The organism is Bradyrhizobium sp. MI1.3 (assembly GCF_055811695.1).
This window is the reverse complement of sequence record NZ_JBVVPQ010000004.1, coordinates 69,461-83,282: the sequence shown is the minus strand read 5'-3', so window position 1 is coordinate 83,282 and position 13,822 is coordinate 69,461. Positions and strand designations below refer to the sequence as shown.

The following is a 13,822-nucleotide window of genomic DNA, read 5'->3' as shown; positions in this document are numbered from 1 at the left end:
TGGAACGGCGAAGCCGGCGCAGCCGTCGGCTTCATTCGGCAAGCGGATCGAGCGAGGGGTGCCTCGGCGGCCCACGCCCGAAGCGTGAACCGCCATGGCACATACCCGGCTCAGGTCCGCATGAAGCCTTCGCACTCGCCCTCGGCCCAGGCGAGCGCGGTTTCCAACTTCTCTCCTTGTGCAAAGCGCAGCGCCATCTTGGTCAGCGTCGCCTGGAAGTAGATCTGCTGGGCGATCTTCGGCGGCGCCGGAGACGCGGCGATCGACATCGTCTGCTGCTTGTAGGGATCCGGATAGTGGAAGAGTGTGCCCTTCGGCGGCCCTTCCTCGGCCCAAGTCTTGAACTTCGTCATGTTCGCGTAGGCCGGGAGATCGTACCCGCCGCTCGCCGCGACGAACTTCTCGATCGCCGCTGGCGAGGACAGGTGAACGAGCAAGCTCTTGGCCGCTTCCTTGTTCTTGCCAAAGGCCCAGACGCCCCAGAAGTATGGCAGGAAGGGCGCAAAACGGCCCTTCGGACCGGACGGGAAGCCGTGCGTCCAGCACTGTTCGGCGACTTGCGGTGCGTCGCGCTTGGCGACCGCCCAGGCGCTCGGCGGATTCAGGATCATCGCGCCGCGGCCTGAGATCAGCCATTTGTTGTTGGAGGCATCGTCCCAGGACGGCGCGTCGGTGGGCAGGACGGCGATCAGCTTCTTGTAGAATTCGAGCGCCTGCCGCACCGCGTCGGTCTTGACGGTGATATCGCCCTTGGCGTTGACGAGCTCGGCGCCGAACGACTGGAAGATCGCGCCGGCAGTGTCGACGCTGTCGGTGGTCTCGCCGAGACCGATGCCGAAGGGGAAGCCGGCCTTGTGGCAGGCCTCGGCCGCCTTCAGGAACGTCTCCATGGTCCAGTTGTCCGCCTTCGGCGGAGCGCCGACCGGATACATCTCCTGCACGTCGATGCCGGCGTGTTTCTTCATCAGATCTATGCGGGAGCAGGGGCCTTTGATCTGGCTTCCCGGCGTCGCGGGCACTGCGAGCCATTTGCCGCCCGACCGCCCGAGATATTTGACGGTGTCGTTCACCTCACCGTTCTGCTTGATGAGCGGCTCCATGACGTCGTTGAGCGGCTCGAGATTCTCGGAATAAGCGTGCGGCCACCAGCTCGGCATCTGGAGAATATCGTGACCGGACTTGGCCTGGGCTTCGGCCGCTGCGGTCAGCTCGATCTTCTTGTTGTTGCTGGTGATGTAGTCGATCGAAACCTCGACCTTCTCCTTCTCGCCCCATTCCTTGACGAGAGCGGTCGAGGCATCGTTGGCGCCGGGCACCCAGTGGTCCCAGAAGCCGATCGAAAGTTTGCCGGCGGCGTAAGCGCCTCGGACATAGGGCGCCGCGATCAGCGCCGTGGAGGACATTGCAGTGGCAGCCACAAATTGACGTCGCGTCAGTGTCTTGCGTGACATCTCGTTTCCTCGCTTGGGTGTTTTATTGTTCTGGCGTTTCCTCTGAACTCTTCCGAGTTCTGCTTTCTTTTTGAAAGTTTCTTGTTCGACGTTTCTTATTGATGCCGTCGGCTTCGAAGGCAAATTGGTAGCGCGATCAGATCATGATTGATTGCTTCTGTCGAGAAAACCGAACGGCTTGCGCCTAGAACTAACGTTGTGTCCGGGAAGGTGGCAGTGCCCTCGATGTCCTGCGCGGGCCATGAACCACAATCGGTCATTTTGCGACGCACACTTTGCGCCGACCTGCCCGGTCGATGCATGCGCAATTACGCCGCAGTCTCGAATAAACCTGCATAAGCGCCTCGGGCCAAACACTTTTCGGGCGTGGATAGCAATTGTCGGTGGCTAGACCTCGAAGCGGTGAAAACGATAGAGTTGCAACTGGCGAGTGGTTCTCACCCCCAACAGCCTAATCAGATCGAGATGGAGACCAGAATGATCAACCCGGCGCCGCTCGCGCGGCTTAACCTGCGGCGATGGTTCGCGCTGGGATCCGTTTTCGTGTTGCTGCTCGGCGCAGCCGCGGTGGCGAACGCTCAAGGCCTGGTCAAAGGCGTTCAGGAAGGAGCGGCGGCCGGGAACAAGGCGGCCGGGCCAGTCGGCGGCGTGCTCGGCGGCGCGATCGGCGGTGTGGTCGGCGTTTTCACCGGCGTGCTCGGCGTTGGCAATAATGGCAATCAGGCGCCTGCAGCCAAGGATGCGAGCAGGGACGCAAGCAAGGATGCGGCCAAGGACGCCAAGCAGGGCGCCGGCAAGGACAAGGATGCCAAGAGCGCCAAGGCGGGCAAGGGCGCCAAGGCGAGCAAGGAGGCGAAGAACGCGCCGCAGGATGTCACGGTCCTGACCCAGACCGGCGCGCCGCAATTGACCGCCGACCAGATCGTCACCAACAGCGACTCCTATATCGAGCGGATCAAGACCGAACTGAACCTCACGCCCGAGCAGGAGAAGCACTGGTACGGATTCTCGAGCGCCATGCACTACCTCGGGCATAACGGTGCGGAGCGGCTCAACCTGCGGGTTGCGCGCGCCAAGCGGGATCCTCCCGACGACATCGTCGAGCAGATGCGCAACGAGGCCCAATTTCTCATCGACCGCGCTGCCGACCAGCGTAATGTCGCCGACGCCGCCGAACCCCTCTATTCGAGCCTCGATGACAAGCAGAAGCAGGTCTTCGTACAGGAGATGGTGCGGCTCAGCCACGAACGAGGACTGGATTGATCAAGTTGAATCGGATCGGGCGTGTCCGAATTAACGGCCCCCGCCACGAATTCGTGAATCCTCTTCGCGATTCGGTTATGATTAGCTTCGGAAGCTGATTGCGGGGTTGATATGGCGGACGGACTCTCCGTTTTCCTGGTCGAAGACGAGACGTTGATCCGGATGATGATGGCGGACATGGTGGAGGAACTCGGCCACCACGTCGCCGCGGAAGCGGACAATGTGCGGGACGCCAGTGCTTTCGCCATGACCGCGCAGTACGATCTTGCGATCCTCGACATCAATCTCAAGGGGGTCTACGTCGATCCGGTCGCCGACCTGATCGAGCGTCGCGGCAAGCCGTTTTTGTTCGCCACGGGCTACGGTCCGGAGCTGCTGCCGTCCTTGCTCCGACGGCGGCCGATCCTGCGCAAGCCGATTTCGATCGATCAGCTCAGGGCGATGATCGATTCGATGTTTCCGGAAGCGGCAGCTAAGACCCCGCACTGAGACCAAAACAAAAATGGCCGCCCGTCAGGGGCGGCCATTTCGCAACGGAATTTGTTGCGGTCTCACATCAGGCCGGCGCCGAGATCGATGCCGCGCGCCATCAGGCCGAACGAGGCGACCAGGCCCGTGCAGCAAAACAGCAAGATGGTCTTGAATGAAGAATCGGCCAAACGGGTTTCGATGGTGGCCGGCATCGCGGCGATCGAAATCATGCTCATGTTCATTCCCCCCTTTGTTGCCCCTGAATTGGATCAGGTGAGGGAACTCCTAGAGCAAAAAGTTTGACGCGAGCTTTCGAGGGATCGTTAACGAAATGGCAATTGATGCCGCGTTTGCGGGCACCGTAGCGCAATCACTCGTTTCACTGGCGCCCGTTCTTTAGCACGGTAGCGATGGTGTGGGCCGTCATGGCGGCGCGGTCCGAAGCGCGCTGGGCGGCGAGGCGGTCACGCGCCTTTTCCTCGATCAAGAGCTCGATCAGGGCCAGCCGCTTGCCATCGTCGTCCGCCTCGAGCAGCAGGCGGTGATAGCGGTGATAGTCGAAACCCAGATCCTGCTTACGCATGTCACGCCCCCGCAACTACGCCACACACAAGCCAGGATTGTTTCTCATCCGGGACGTGCGCGCAAGCACGATCCCGCGTCGCGCGCGCGTGCTCGTTAATCAGCTGTGAATTACTGGGCGCGAACGGAGGCGCGCGCCGTTAAGGCTGGTTGTGCTCGGCGAACATCTTGAGGCCGAGGAAACTCGCATCGGGTTTGGTGACCAGCCGGGTCGGGATGTCGCGGAGATAGTCCTGGAAGCGTCCCTTGGCTTCGAAGCGCGCCCGGAATGCGGAAGCTGCAAGGAAGTCGGGAAAGCGCGGCACGATTCCGCCGGCGATATAGACGCCGCCGCGTGCGCCGAAGGTCACCGCGAGATTGCCCGCGACCGAGCCGAGAATGGCGCAAAACATCTCCAGCGTCTTGCGGCTGAGCTCGCAACTGCCTTCCAGGGCGGCCTTCGTGATGGCGGCAGCATCGCGATGCGGCACCTGAGCGCCGTCAATCTCGGCCAGCGCCTCGTAGAGGCTTTGCAGGCCGGAACCGGACAACGCGCCACGCTCGATGGAGACATGGCCGAGGCGTCGGCGCATGCAGGCGATGACGCGTTCCTCGCGCTCGTCCTCCGCCGGCAGGGTCGCGTGGCCGGCCTCAGTGACGACCGCCAGTCGTGCGCCATGGCGCTCGACCAGGCAGGAAACGCCAAAGCCGGTTCCGGGGCCGACCACCAGCAACGGCTCTCCGGGAAGGCCATCTTGCCCGCCGAGCGGGATCAGGTCGGCGGGCTGCAGGGCGGGCAGGGACCAGGCCACCACCTCGAAATCGTTGAGCACATGGACGCTGTCGAAGCCGAAGGCCGGCTGGAGCTCGTTGCCGTCGATGACCCAGGGGCTGTTGGTCATGACGCAGCGGTTGTTGGTCACCGGGCCCGCCACGGCCAGCACGGCCCTTGGGGGCGGTAGGCCGTGGCAGCGACGCGCGAGAACATCGGCGATGGCTTCCCGGACGGTCGGGAAGTCTGCCACTTTGACGTAGTCGATCGGTCCGGTCTGGTCGCCCTGACTGAGCGCGAAGCGCGCATTGGTGCCGCCGATATCGGCGAGAAGAATCTGTCCTGTCTTGCCGATGGTCATGTGCGTATGGCTGCCGCAGCCTTTCCGGCTGCGGGAACCGCTTTCTCCGCTCTATCCGATCGCAAGACGCGAACGGCTGCCAGAATCCGTCCCCGGGTGGATCTAGTCAACACGCATCAGCCCAAACCGTTGCATCCCGGTCCCGACGGGGTGCATTCGCGCATATCGCCGCACCCCCTCGGTGGTTGCGAAGCAGCGCGGGAAGATCGACACTGGCGGCGTGGCCTTCGGCGCCGGTCGCGCGGGATGGCCTGGAATGGACCTTGCGATGAAGATTTCCGACCGCGACGTGCTCCTGATCATCGACGTGCAGAACGATTTTTGCACGGGCGGGGCGCTCGCCGTGCCCGGCGGCGAGAAGGTTGTCCCCGCCATCAATCGGATCGCCCAAAAATTCGCCAATGTGGTGCTGACCCAGGACTGGCATCCCCGCGATCATGTCTCCTTTGCCCCGAACCATACGGGCAAACAGCCGTTCGAGACCATTGCGCTTGACTATGGCGTCCAGGTGCTCTGGCCGAGCCATTGCGTGCAGGGCACGGCCGGCGCTGAATTTCATCGCGATCTCGACGCCACTCGCGCAAATCTCGTGGTGCGGAAGGGGTTTCGGCGCGGCATCGATTCCTATTCGGCGCTGTTCGAGAACGATAGGAAAACGCCGACCGGCCTGCTCGGATATTTGCGCGAACGCGAGTTGAACACCGTCTTCGTCGCCGGCCTCGCGTTCGACTTCTGCGTCCGCTTCTCGGCGGAGGATGCCCGCAAGGCGGGGTTCGAGGTCGCAGTCATCGAGGACGCCTGCCGCGGCATCGATCTCGACGGCTCGGTGGCCGCGACCCATCAGAGTTTTCGCGAGCGCGGTATTTCGCTCGTCAGCTTCGAGGCCTTCCTGTGAGGACCGTGAGATAGCCATGGCGGAGAAGACCGGCAAACAGCAGCGCGCACCGGGCCCGGTCCCGGATGACCCGCTGCTGTGGCCGTTCGCAGCAGCTCGGCTTGCCATGGACGCCTGCTTCGGATGGCTCGACCGCGGTCCGCCGGAGCAGGCCGACAGCAGTCTGCCGTGGACCACGCCCAACTCCGTCGCGCTGGAGCTTGCGACCATGCGCCTGCGCGATTGCACGCGAACGGGCTCCGGCCTCCCGGCACTGGTCTGCGCGCCCTATGCGCTGCACCGGGCCCTGATCGCCGACTTCGCGCCCGGCCACAGCGTGGTGCAGTCCCTGCAAAATGGCGGCATCGACCGGGTCTATCTCACCGACTGGCGCTCGGCCGCACCCGACATGCGCTATCTCTCGATCGACAGCTATCTCGGCGATCTCAACGTCGCCGTCGACGAGATCGGCGCCCCGGTCGATCTCGTCGGCCTGTGCCAGGGTGGCTGGCTGTCGCTGCTCTATGCGGCGCGCTTTCCCGCCAAGGTGCGGCGGCTGGTGCTGGCAGGCGCGCCCGTCGACCTCTCGATCGACTCCAGGCTGTCGCAGCTCGCCCGCAACGCGCCGGAGATGGTCTATGACCAGCTCGTCGCCCGCGGCGGCGGCAATGTCAGCGGCGAGGAGATGCTGCGGGTCTGGTCGAAGGCGCCGAGCCGCGACGACATCGCGACGGCGCTGCAGAGCGACCTCTCCGGCGAGGAAGGTGCGGCGCTGCTGGCACGCTTCGAGCGCTGGAACGCCGAGCCTCTCAATCTGCCCGGCACCTATTATCTCGAGATCGTCAACTGGATCTTCCGAGAGAACCGGATCGCGCGCGGCCAATTCACGGCACTCGGCCGCGTGATTGATCTGAAGGACGTCAAGGCGCCGGTCTTCCTGCTGGCCGGGCTCGATGACGACGTCGTGCCGGCTGCGCAGGCGCTCGCCACCGCCGGTTTGCTCGGCACACCGCCGGCCTTCGTTGCGGCGGCCTCCGAGCCCAGCAACCATCTTGGCCTGTTCATGGGGGCGCGGACCCATGGCCATGCCTGGCCCCGGATCGCCGAATGGCTGTGCGACGATCTGCCCGGCATGCTGGTGCGCAGAGCCTGACACCGCCTCCAAGGGCCGGGCGCCGGGCAGCGAAGCTGCAAATCCGTTATGCATGCCGTCGAATGGCCTGCACGGGGCCATGTCGATGGGTTAAATGGAGTCCAGAGCTGGCGGAGGCCGGTCGCGACGAGACAAAGGGACTGTGCTCGATGAGTTTCCACTCGATCTATGCCCACGGATTTGCGCGCGTGGCGGCCTGCGTCACCACCTCTCATGTGGCCGATCCCACGGCCAACGCGACGGCGGTTCTGGCGGCGGCGAAGGACTGCCACGAACAGTCAGTGGCGGTTGCCGTGTTTCCGGAGCTGTGTCTGTCCGGCTATGCGATCGAAGATCTTGTGAAGCAGGATCCGCTGCTCGATGCGGTCGAGCGCGGGCTTGTGGCCATCGTTGAGGCATCCTCGGCCCTGATGACCATCCTGATCGTCGGCGCGCCGCTGCGCTTTGGCAATCGGATCTACAATTGCGCGGTCGTCATCCATCGCGGCAAGGTCCTGGGCGTCGTGCCCAAGAGCTACCTGCCGACCTATCGCGAATTCTACGAGGGACGGCATTTCGCCTCCGGCGCCGGTATGGTCGGAGAGATGGTCGCCTTTGGCGGGCTGCATGCTCCGTTCGGTGTCGACCTCCTGTTCGCGGCCGAGGACGTTCCGGGCCTGACCATCGGCGTCGAGATCTGCGAGGACATGTGGATCCCGGTGACGCCGGCCTCCGAGCTCGCACTCGCGGGCGCGAGCGTGCTGATCAATCTCTCGGGCAGCCCGATCACGATCGGTCGCGCCCGCTCGCGCGCGCTCTTGTGCCAATCGACTTCGGCGCGCTGCCTCGCGGCCTACGTCTATTCCGCCGCCGGGGCAGGGGAATCGACCACGGATCTGGCCTGGGATGGCCAGACCTCGATCTACGAGAACGGCGTGCTGCTGGCCGAGGGGGAGCGGTTCCGCCAGGGCGGCCAGATCACGTTGGCCGACGTCGATCTCGACCTGCTCAGGCAGGAGCGCGCGCTGATGGGAACCTTCGACGACAACCGCCGGCAGCGCGAGGGTTTCTTCCGGAAAGTGACTTTTGCCCTGAAGCCGCCGGCCGCCGATATCGGCTTCCTGCGCAAGGTCGAGCGCTTTCCGTTCGTGCCGAGCGACGAGAGCCTGCTCGAGCAGGACTGCTATGAGGCCTACAACATTCAGGTCGCGGGCCTGGTCCAGCGTATGCGCGCGACAGGCACCAAGCGCGTCGTCATCGGCGTCTCGGGCGGGCTCGATTCCACCCACGCTTTGATCGTCGCCGCCAAGGCGGTCGATTTGCTTGGCCTGCCGCGCGAAAACATTCTCGCCTACACCATGCCGGGCTTTGCCACCGGCAGCGAGAGCAAGACCAATGCGCTGGCGCTGATGAAGGCGTTGCAGACGAGTTGGCAGGAGCTCGACATTCGCACCACGGCGACGCAAATGCTGAAGGACATCGGCCATCCCTTCGGCAAGGGCGAGAAGGTCTACGACGTCACCTTCGAGAATGTGCAGGCGGGCCTGCGCACGGACTATCTGTTCCGGCTCGCCAATCATCACGGCGGCATCGTGATTGGCACCGGCGATCTCTCCGAGCTCGCGCTGGGCTGGTGCACCTACGGCGTCGGCGACCAGATGGCGCATTATAACGTCAATGCCGGGGTGCCGAAGACGCTGATTCAGCATCTGATCCGCTGGGTGATTGCTTCCAAGCAGTTCAGCGACGACGTCAACCAAACGCTTGGATCGATCCTGTCGGCGGAAATCTCGCCGGAGCTGGTTCCGGCCAAGCCGGGCGAGAAGCCACAGAGCACGGAAGCTTCCGTCGGTCCCTACGAGCTCCAGGATTTCAACCTGTTCTACACGCTGCGGTTCGGCATGCGGCCATCCAAGATCGCGTTCATGGCGCTGCAGGCCTGGAAAGACGTTGCTCAGGGCGAATGGCCGCCGGCATTCCCGACCGATAAGCGCAAGGCCTATGACCTTCCCGAGATACGCCGCTGGCTGGAGGTGTTTCTGCGCCGCTTCTTCGCTTTCAGCCAGTTCAAGCGCTCGGCGATGCCGAACGGCCCCAAGGTTTCGGCCGGCGGCTCATTGTCGCCGCGCGGTGACTGGCGCGCGCCGTCGGATTCGAGCGCGGCGGCGTGGCTTGAAGATCTCGAACGGAATGTGCCGGTTTGAACGGGAGATGAGCGATGTCGGCCGGCGATGAGCCCGAGCAGGGCGCCAACCCACAGAAGGTCCTCAACGGCCTCTACATCTTTGAGATCGAGATGCGCGACGGCAAGCGCGGCCAGGCCAAAGGCGTCGTCGTGCTCTGCGATGGCCGCATCATGGGCGGTGACAGCTATTTCTATTACACCGGCAGCTACACCTTCCGGAACGGGAAATGGCGCGGCGACATGACCGTCAATCAGCACACCGAGGCCGTCGGCAAGACACTCGCGTTCGGCGGCAGGGAAGTGACCTGCGGCTTTTCGGGCGACTATTCCGCCGACGGCGCCGAGGTCGAAGGCATGGCGCTGGTCGGAAAGACCAGCGTGACATTCACGGCGCGGCTCACGCTGAAGGACCCCATGTGAGACCCGTGAGATGTGAGAACCGCGTGATCGGCCCTCGTTCCTGATCAGGAACCTTCGCACCCACAGAACGTTCGCGTCTGTTGTTGCGAATTTCCGAGGAGAGGGACCATGCGCAAGCACTTGATGTTATCGACCGCAGCTATCGGACTGATGCTTGCTTCCGGCTTCGCCTACGCCCAGGCACCCGGTGAGCGAAGGGACGAGCCGAGACGGACCGAGGAGCCGGCGAAAGGCGCCGCACCGCAACACGGCGGCGGCCAAGAGCGTGTTCAGGAGCGTGCTCAAGAGCGCGCGCAGGGCGCCCAGGAACGATTGCAGGGCGCGGGCCGCGAGGAGAAGGGCGGCGCTGCCAGGCAGGACGCGAGTGACGATAAGCGCCAGCCGGCCAGTTCTGCCGAGCGCAACCAGCCGAAATCGAAGGATCAGGCGCAAGAATCCCGCGAGCCCTCGCGCGATCGCAACCGCGATGCCGAGAGCACGAAACCCGGACGCGACAGCAAGAGCAGTGCTGAGACGAAGCAGGACAAATCCGCGCCGCAGAAATCAACGGCGGAGTCCGAGAAGTCCAAGTCCGGCACGTCTAGCCAGCAGAACGAGCGCACGGGTGCCGCAGCCAACCAGAACGAGCGCAACCAGACCCAGCCGCCGCGCAACGCGGCCGAGCAGCAGCCGCCGGCGCAGCAGAACAACCGGCCGGCCACCGCGACCGACACGAACCGGACGGCCCCGACCAACAATGCGCAGAGCGCACCTGCCAGTTCGGGCACGCAGACCAACCAAGCCAACCAGACCACGCAGACCAACACGCAAGCCAATCAGCAGGCGCAGGTAACCTCCGAGAAGCAGGTGCGGATTTCTGAAACGGTGAGCCGTGCACGCCTGGCGGAGCCGGAGCGCAATCTGAACATTTCGATCCGGGTCGGCGAGACCATTCCCTCGCGCGTGCGCCTTCACAGGCTTCCGCCCGAGATCGTCTCGATCGAGCCCGAATATCGCGACTACGAATATTTTGCGACCGGCGATGACGTCGTCATTGTGGAGCCGCGGACGCATCGCATCGTGAGCCAGGTGCCCCGCGATCCGTCGCGAGCACGTGCGCAAATGAGCGGCGGCACCTCATCGGGCATGGCTGCGGCAGGAGGGAGCGCGGCCGGGGGCAGCAATGTGAACTGCCAGATCATGCGGCGTGACGCCTCGGGCAATGTGGCCCAGGCAGAGCCCTCGACCGTAGGCTCGACCGCGCGAACCGATTCTCTGAGCGTGACTGTCCAGATGCCCGGCGGCGGCTCGTCCGCGCCGATCGCCCTCGGCGCTCCCGCGGGCAACATCGTGGTGGCGACGCAAGGGCAGGGCGACTGCACGGTGACGATCGAGCCCCAGACGCGCTAGCGCCCGTGTCGGCATAACGACGCCAAAACGACTTCGCGCCGCACGGCTGATCAAGCCGGCGGCGCGAAATCACGTTCAATCTAGAAAGTCCCGAGGTCCGGAGTGCCTAGGAGTCCGGACCTCGTAACCTTGCCCCAGCCTTTGATCCCCCCGCCCCATGTGGTCCCCCAACCCCATGTTGCGCGATCAGAGGGTGATGCCCTTGGAAGGCCGCCGATCGATGTCCCGCGATGTACGCGACATCAGAATAGGATTCCATTCCGGATCACTACGGATTTCATCGCGCTTGATCCGAGCGCAGATGCATGCGTCTGCACTCGCCGCTGCCTGAATTCGATGCACGCGATCGCGGGGATGTCCACATCTCCTCAGCGCTGCGGAACCTGCATTTCACCGGCCTGTCATTGAACTGGTCTAGCGCTGCTCCCGTCATTGTTGACGGCCGAGGAGCAAGCCATGTCGAAGCCGGTACTGGGCGCCGCATTGTCCATCAAATCGATCCCTGCCCATCGCGACTGGCTTCTCGAACGGCAGCGCGATCTCGAAATTCAGGATTTTTTTCGCGCGGACTTGCTCGACGGCGACTGGCGAAGTGCTGCTAGCGAAATCAAGCAGATGCTCTCAGGTCACACCGGCCGGCTCGGCATCCACGGACCGTTCTGGGGCTTCGCGATCGGTAGCCACGACCCGATGATCCGCCAAGTCGTGACGAAACGCCTGCTTCAAGGCCTCGAAGCCGCCGAGTTTCTCGGCGCGACGCAGATGGTGATCCATTCGCCATTCACGACCTGGGACCACAACAACCTCGACCTCTATCCAGATAATCGCGGCAATCTCGTCGAACGCGTCAAGGCGACACTCGCCGAGGTGATCGTGCGCGCCGAAACCATCGGCTGCGAGATCGTCATCGAGAACATCGAGGACAAGGATCCGCGCGATCGCGTGCGTCTCGCCAAGGCGCTCGAAAGCAGCAAGGTGCGCGTCTCCCTCGACACCGGCCACGCCAACTACGCGCACATCTCCACCGGCGCGCCGCCGGTCGACTACTATGTCGAGACCGCCGGCGACATGCTGGCGCATGTGCATCTCCAGGATACCGACGGCTTTGCTGACCGGCATTGGGCGCCGGGCGAGGGCAACATCCCGTGGATCGCCGTGTTCCGCGCGCTGGGCCGGCTGACCTCAAACCCCCGACTGATCCTCGAACTTCGCAACCACGACGACGTCCGCGCTGGCGCAGCCCATCTGGCCGCGCTCGGTCTCGCCGAATAGCCGACAAAAAAACCGGCAGGGGTTATCATCATGAGCAAGCTCACGCGCCGTACCATCCTGAAGTCCGGCAGCATTGCCGCAGGCACGCTGCTGCTGCCGCGCTTTGCGATCGGGCAGGCCGACAACCGTCCCTCGGTCACCATCGCGGTGCAGAAGGTGACGAATTCGAACGTGCTCGACGTGCTGCGCGAGCAGTCCAATGTCGGCGAGCGGGTGTTCTTCTCCTCGATCTGGGAAGGCCTGATCTCCAAGAACTGGCGCGGCAGCCTTGAGGCCGTGCCGGGGCTTGCCACCGAGTGGCGCCGTATCGACGACCAGACTGTCGAGGTGAAGCTGCGCCAGGGCGTCAAATTCCACAATGGCGACGAGCTGACGGCGGAGGACGTCGTCTTCACGTTCAGCCGCGAGCGCATGTTCGGTGAGACCGAGGCCAAGAGCCGCAGCACCATCCAGGCCTTTGAGAAAATTCCGACGCCGCGGCCGGGCAAGGAACTGCCGCCGGACGTTCCGGCGGTTGCACGCCGGATCTGGCCGGATCTCGTCCGCGTCGATGCCGTCGATAAATACACCGTGCGCTTCTACAACGCGACGCCCGACGTCACGATCGAGGGTCGGCTGTCGCGCTACGGCTCAGATATCGCGAACCGCCGCGCCTGGGCTGAATCCGCGAGCTATCTCGACTGGGCGCGCAAGCCTGTTACCACCGGGCCCTACAAGGTTGTCGAACTCAAGCCCGACGTGTCGCTGACGCTGGAAGCCCACGACGAATATTGGGGCGGCCGTCCACCGCTCAAGCGCATTCGCTTCCTCGAGGTCCCGGAGGTCGCGAGCCGCATCAACGGGCTGCTGTCGGGCGAGTACCAGTTCGCCTGCGACATCCCGCCGGACCAGATCGCGGGCATCGAGAAGAACGCGACCTTCGAAGTGCAGGGCGGCACCATCCTCAATCATCGTCTGACCGTATTCGACAAGAACCACGCCCAGCTCGCCAATCCGCTTGTAAGGCGCGCCTTCACCCATGCGATCGACCGCCAGGCGATCGTCGACAGCCTGTGGGCCGGTCGCACCCGCGTCCCGAAGGGCCTGCAGTGGGAGTTCTACGGCGACATGTTCAATGCCGATTGGAACGTGCCGGCCTACGATCCCAAGCTGGCGCAGGAGCTGCTGAAGCAGGCCAACTACAAGGGCGACCCTATTCCGTATCGCCTGCTCAACAATTACTACACCAACCAGGTCGCGACCGCGCAAGTGCTGGTCGAGATGTGGAAGTCGGTCGGTCTCAACGTCCAGATCGAAACCAAGGAGAACTGGTCGCAGATCATGGAACGTGCGCCGACGCGCGCGGTCCGCGACTGGTCGAACTCGGCCGCCTTCAACGATCCCGTATCGTCGCTGGTTGCCCAGCACGGCCCCAACGGCCAGCAGCAGCAGATCGGCGAGTGGACAAATGCCGAGCTGAACACGCTCTCGGAGTTCCTGGAAACCTCGATCGATCGTGCCGCCCGCAAGAAGGCGTTCCGCCGCATGCTGGAGATCGCCGAGCGCGAAGACCCGGCCTATACGGTGCTGCACCAGAACGCGACCTTCACGGCCAAGCCGAAGTCGATCAAGTGGAAGGCGTCGCCCGCCTTCGCGATGGATTTCCGCGCCGGCAATTTCGAGGCCTGATCG

General features: G+C 63.9%; 13 protein-coding genes. 9 read left to right on the top strand and 4 right to left on the bottom strand.

The window, feature by feature from the left end; translation table 11 throughout:
• Window positions 1–110: 110 nt before the first annotated feature.
• Complete coding sequence (locus AC0L3A_RS03760) at window positions 111–1,451, bottom strand: ABC transporter substrate-binding protein (protein WP_007590930.1); 1,341 nt, start codon at window positions 1,449–1,451, stop codon at window positions 111–113.
• 477 nt (window positions 1,452–1,928) lie between these two features.
• Here AC0L3A_RS03760 and AC0L3A_RS03755 point away from each other — a divergent pair, with 477 nt between their 5' ends.
• Together AC0L3A_RS03755 and AC0L3A_RS03750 are read left to right on the top strand one after the other, a co-directional pair.
• Window positions 1,929–2,714, top strand: a complete 786-nt coding sequence (locus tag AC0L3A_RS03755; RefSeq protein ID WP_473253620.1) for a Spy/CpxP family protein refolding chaperone — start codon at window positions 1,929–1,931, stop codon at window positions 2,712–2,714.
• 111 nt (window positions 2,715–2,825) lie between these two features.
• Window positions 2,826–3,203 (top strand): response regulator, encoded by a 378-nt coding sequence (locus AC0L3A_RS03750; RefSeq protein WP_007590941.1) that lies wholly within the window; start codon window positions 2,826–2,828, stop codon window positions 3,201–3,203.
• Window positions 3,204–3,265: 62 nt separating this feature from the next.
• Here the strand turns inward: AC0L3A_RS03750 and AC0L3A_RS03745 are convergent, their stop codons facing one another.
• The 3 genes from AC0L3A_RS03745 to glk all read right to left on the bottom strand — a co-directional run bounded on the left by AC0L3A_RS03745 (window position 3,266) and on the right by glk (window position 4,879).
• The gene (locus AC0L3A_RS03745) at window positions 3,266–3,421 is read right to left on the bottom strand and encodes a hypothetical protein (protein WP_007590942.1); all 156 of its coding nucleotides are present in this window, start codon (window positions 3,419–3,421) and stop codon (window positions 3,266–3,268) included.
• 143 nt (window positions 3,422–3,564) lie between these two features.
• Window positions 3,565–3,768 (bottom strand): hypothetical protein, encoded by a 204-nt coding sequence (locus AC0L3A_RS03740; RefSeq protein ID WP_007590943.1) that lies wholly within the window; start codon window positions 3,766–3,768, stop codon window positions 3,565–3,567.
• A 139-nt stretch (window positions 3,769–3,907) separates the two neighbouring features.
• On the bottom strand, window positions 3,908–4,879 hold the full coding sequence (glk, locus tag AC0L3A_RS03735) for a glucokinase (protein ID WP_473253619.1): 972 nt from the start codon (window positions 4,877–4,879) through the stop codon (window positions 3,908–3,910).
• Between the two features lie 256 nt (window positions 4,880–5,135).
• On the opposite strand from glk, the gene pncA reads away from it, so the two are divergent.
• The 7 genes from pncA to AC0L3A_RS03700 all read left to right on the top strand — a co-directional run bounded on the left by pncA (window position 5,136) and on the right by AC0L3A_RS03700 (window position 13,819).
• On the top strand, window positions 5,136–5,774 hold the full coding sequence (pncA, locus tag AC0L3A_RS03730) for a bifunctional nicotinamidase/pyrazinamidase (protein ID WP_473253618.1): 639 nt from the start codon (window positions 5,136–5,138) through the stop codon (window positions 5,772–5,774).
• 16 nt (window positions 5,775–5,790) lie between these two features.
• The gene (locus AC0L3A_RS03725; RefSeq protein WP_473253617.1) at window positions 5,791–6,906 is read left to right on the top strand and encodes an alpha/beta fold hydrolase; all 1,116 of its coding nucleotides are present in this window, start codon (window positions 5,791–5,793) and stop codon (window positions 6,904–6,906) included.
• A 149-nt stretch (window positions 6,907–7,055) separates the two neighbouring features.
• On the top strand, window positions 7,056–9,089 hold the full coding sequence (locus AC0L3A_RS03720; protein ID WP_473253616.1) for an NAD(+) synthase: 2,034 nt from the start codon (window positions 7,056–7,058) through the stop codon (window positions 9,087–9,089).
• Window positions 9,090–9,103: 14 nt separating this feature from the next.
• On the top strand, window positions 9,104–9,490 hold the full coding sequence (locus AC0L3A_RS03715) for a GrlR family regulatory protein (RefSeq protein WP_473253615.1): 387 nt from the start codon (window positions 9,104–9,106) through the stop codon (window positions 9,488–9,490).
• 108 nt (window positions 9,491–9,598) lie between these two features.
• A complete protein-coding gene (locus tag AC0L3A_RS03710; protein ID WP_473253613.1) occupies window positions 9,599–10,879 on the top strand; it encodes a DUF1236 domain-containing protein in 1,281 nt (426 codons plus the stop codon).
• Window positions 10,880–11,335: 456 nt separating this feature from the next.
• Complete coding sequence (locus AC0L3A_RS03705; protein WP_007590953.1) at window positions 11,336–12,151, top strand: sugar phosphate isomerase/epimerase family protein; 816 nt, start codon at window positions 11,336–11,338, stop codon at window positions 12,149–12,151.
• A gap of 30 nt (window positions 12,152–12,181) precedes the next feature.
• Window positions 12,182–13,819 carry an ABC transporter substrate-binding protein gene (locus tag AC0L3A_RS03700; protein ID WP_007590955.1) on the top strand — a complete coding sequence of 546 codons (1,638 nt, stop codon included), beginning with the start codon at window positions 12,182–12,184 and terminating at the stop codon, window positions 13,817–13,819.
• The last annotated feature ends 3 nt before the right edge of the window (window positions 13,820–13,822 follow it).

What these genes read in the sequence shown, in the direction of transcription:
- AC0L3A_RS03700 (WP_007590955.1), top strand. Translation starts at nt 12,182, where the DNA reads ATGAGCAAGCTCACGCGCCGTACCATCCTGAAGTCCGGCAGCATTGCC.
- AC0L3A_RS03710 (WP_473253613.1), top strand. Translation starts at nt 9,599, where the DNA reads ATGCGCAAGCACTTGATGTTATCGACCGCAGCTATCGGACTGATGCTT.
- glk (WP_473253619.1), bottom strand. Translation starts at nt 4,879, where the DNA reads ATGACCATCGGCAAGACAGGACAGATTCTTCTCGCCGATATCGGCGGC.
- AC0L3A_RS03715 (WP_473253615.1), top strand. Translation starts at nt 9,104, where the DNA reads ATGTCGGCCGGCGATGAGCCCGAGCAGGGCGCCAACCCACAGAAGGTC.
- AC0L3A_RS03745 (WP_007590942.1), bottom strand. Translation starts at nt 3,421, where the DNA reads ATGAGCATGATTTCGATCGCCGCGATGCCGGCCACCATCGAAACCCGT.
- pncA (WP_473253618.1), top strand. Translation starts at nt 5,136, where the DNA reads ATGGACCTTGCGATGAAGATTTCCGACCGCGACGTGCTCCTGATCATC.
- AC0L3A_RS03720 (WP_473253616.1), top strand. Translation starts at nt 7,056, where the DNA reads ATGAGTTTCCACTCGATCTATGCCCACGGATTTGCGCGCGTGGCGGCC.
- AC0L3A_RS03760 (WP_007590930.1), bottom strand. Translation starts at nt 1,451, where the DNA reads ATGTCACGCAAGACACTGACGCGACGTCAATTTGTGGCTGCCACTGCA.
- AC0L3A_RS03740 (WP_007590943.1), bottom strand. Translation starts at nt 3,768, where the DNA reads ATGCGTAAGCAGGATCTGGGTTTCGACTATCACCGCTATCACCGCCTG.
- AC0L3A_RS03705 (WP_007590953.1), top strand. Translation starts at nt 11,336, where the DNA reads ATGTCGAAGCCGGTACTGGGCGCCGCATTGTCCATCAAATCGATCCCT.
- AC0L3A_RS03755 (WP_473253620.1), top strand. Translation starts at nt 1,929, where the DNA reads ATGATCAACCCGGCGCCGCTCGCGCGGCTTAACCTGCGGCGATGGTTC.
- AC0L3A_RS03750 (WP_007590941.1), top strand. Translation starts at nt 2,826, where the DNA reads ATGGCGGACGGACTCTCCGTTTTCCTGGTCGAAGACGAGACGTTGATC.
- AC0L3A_RS03725 (WP_473253617.1), top strand. Translation starts at nt 5,791, where the DNA reads ATGGCGGAGAAGACCGGCAAACAGCAGCGCGCACCGGGCCCGGTCCCG.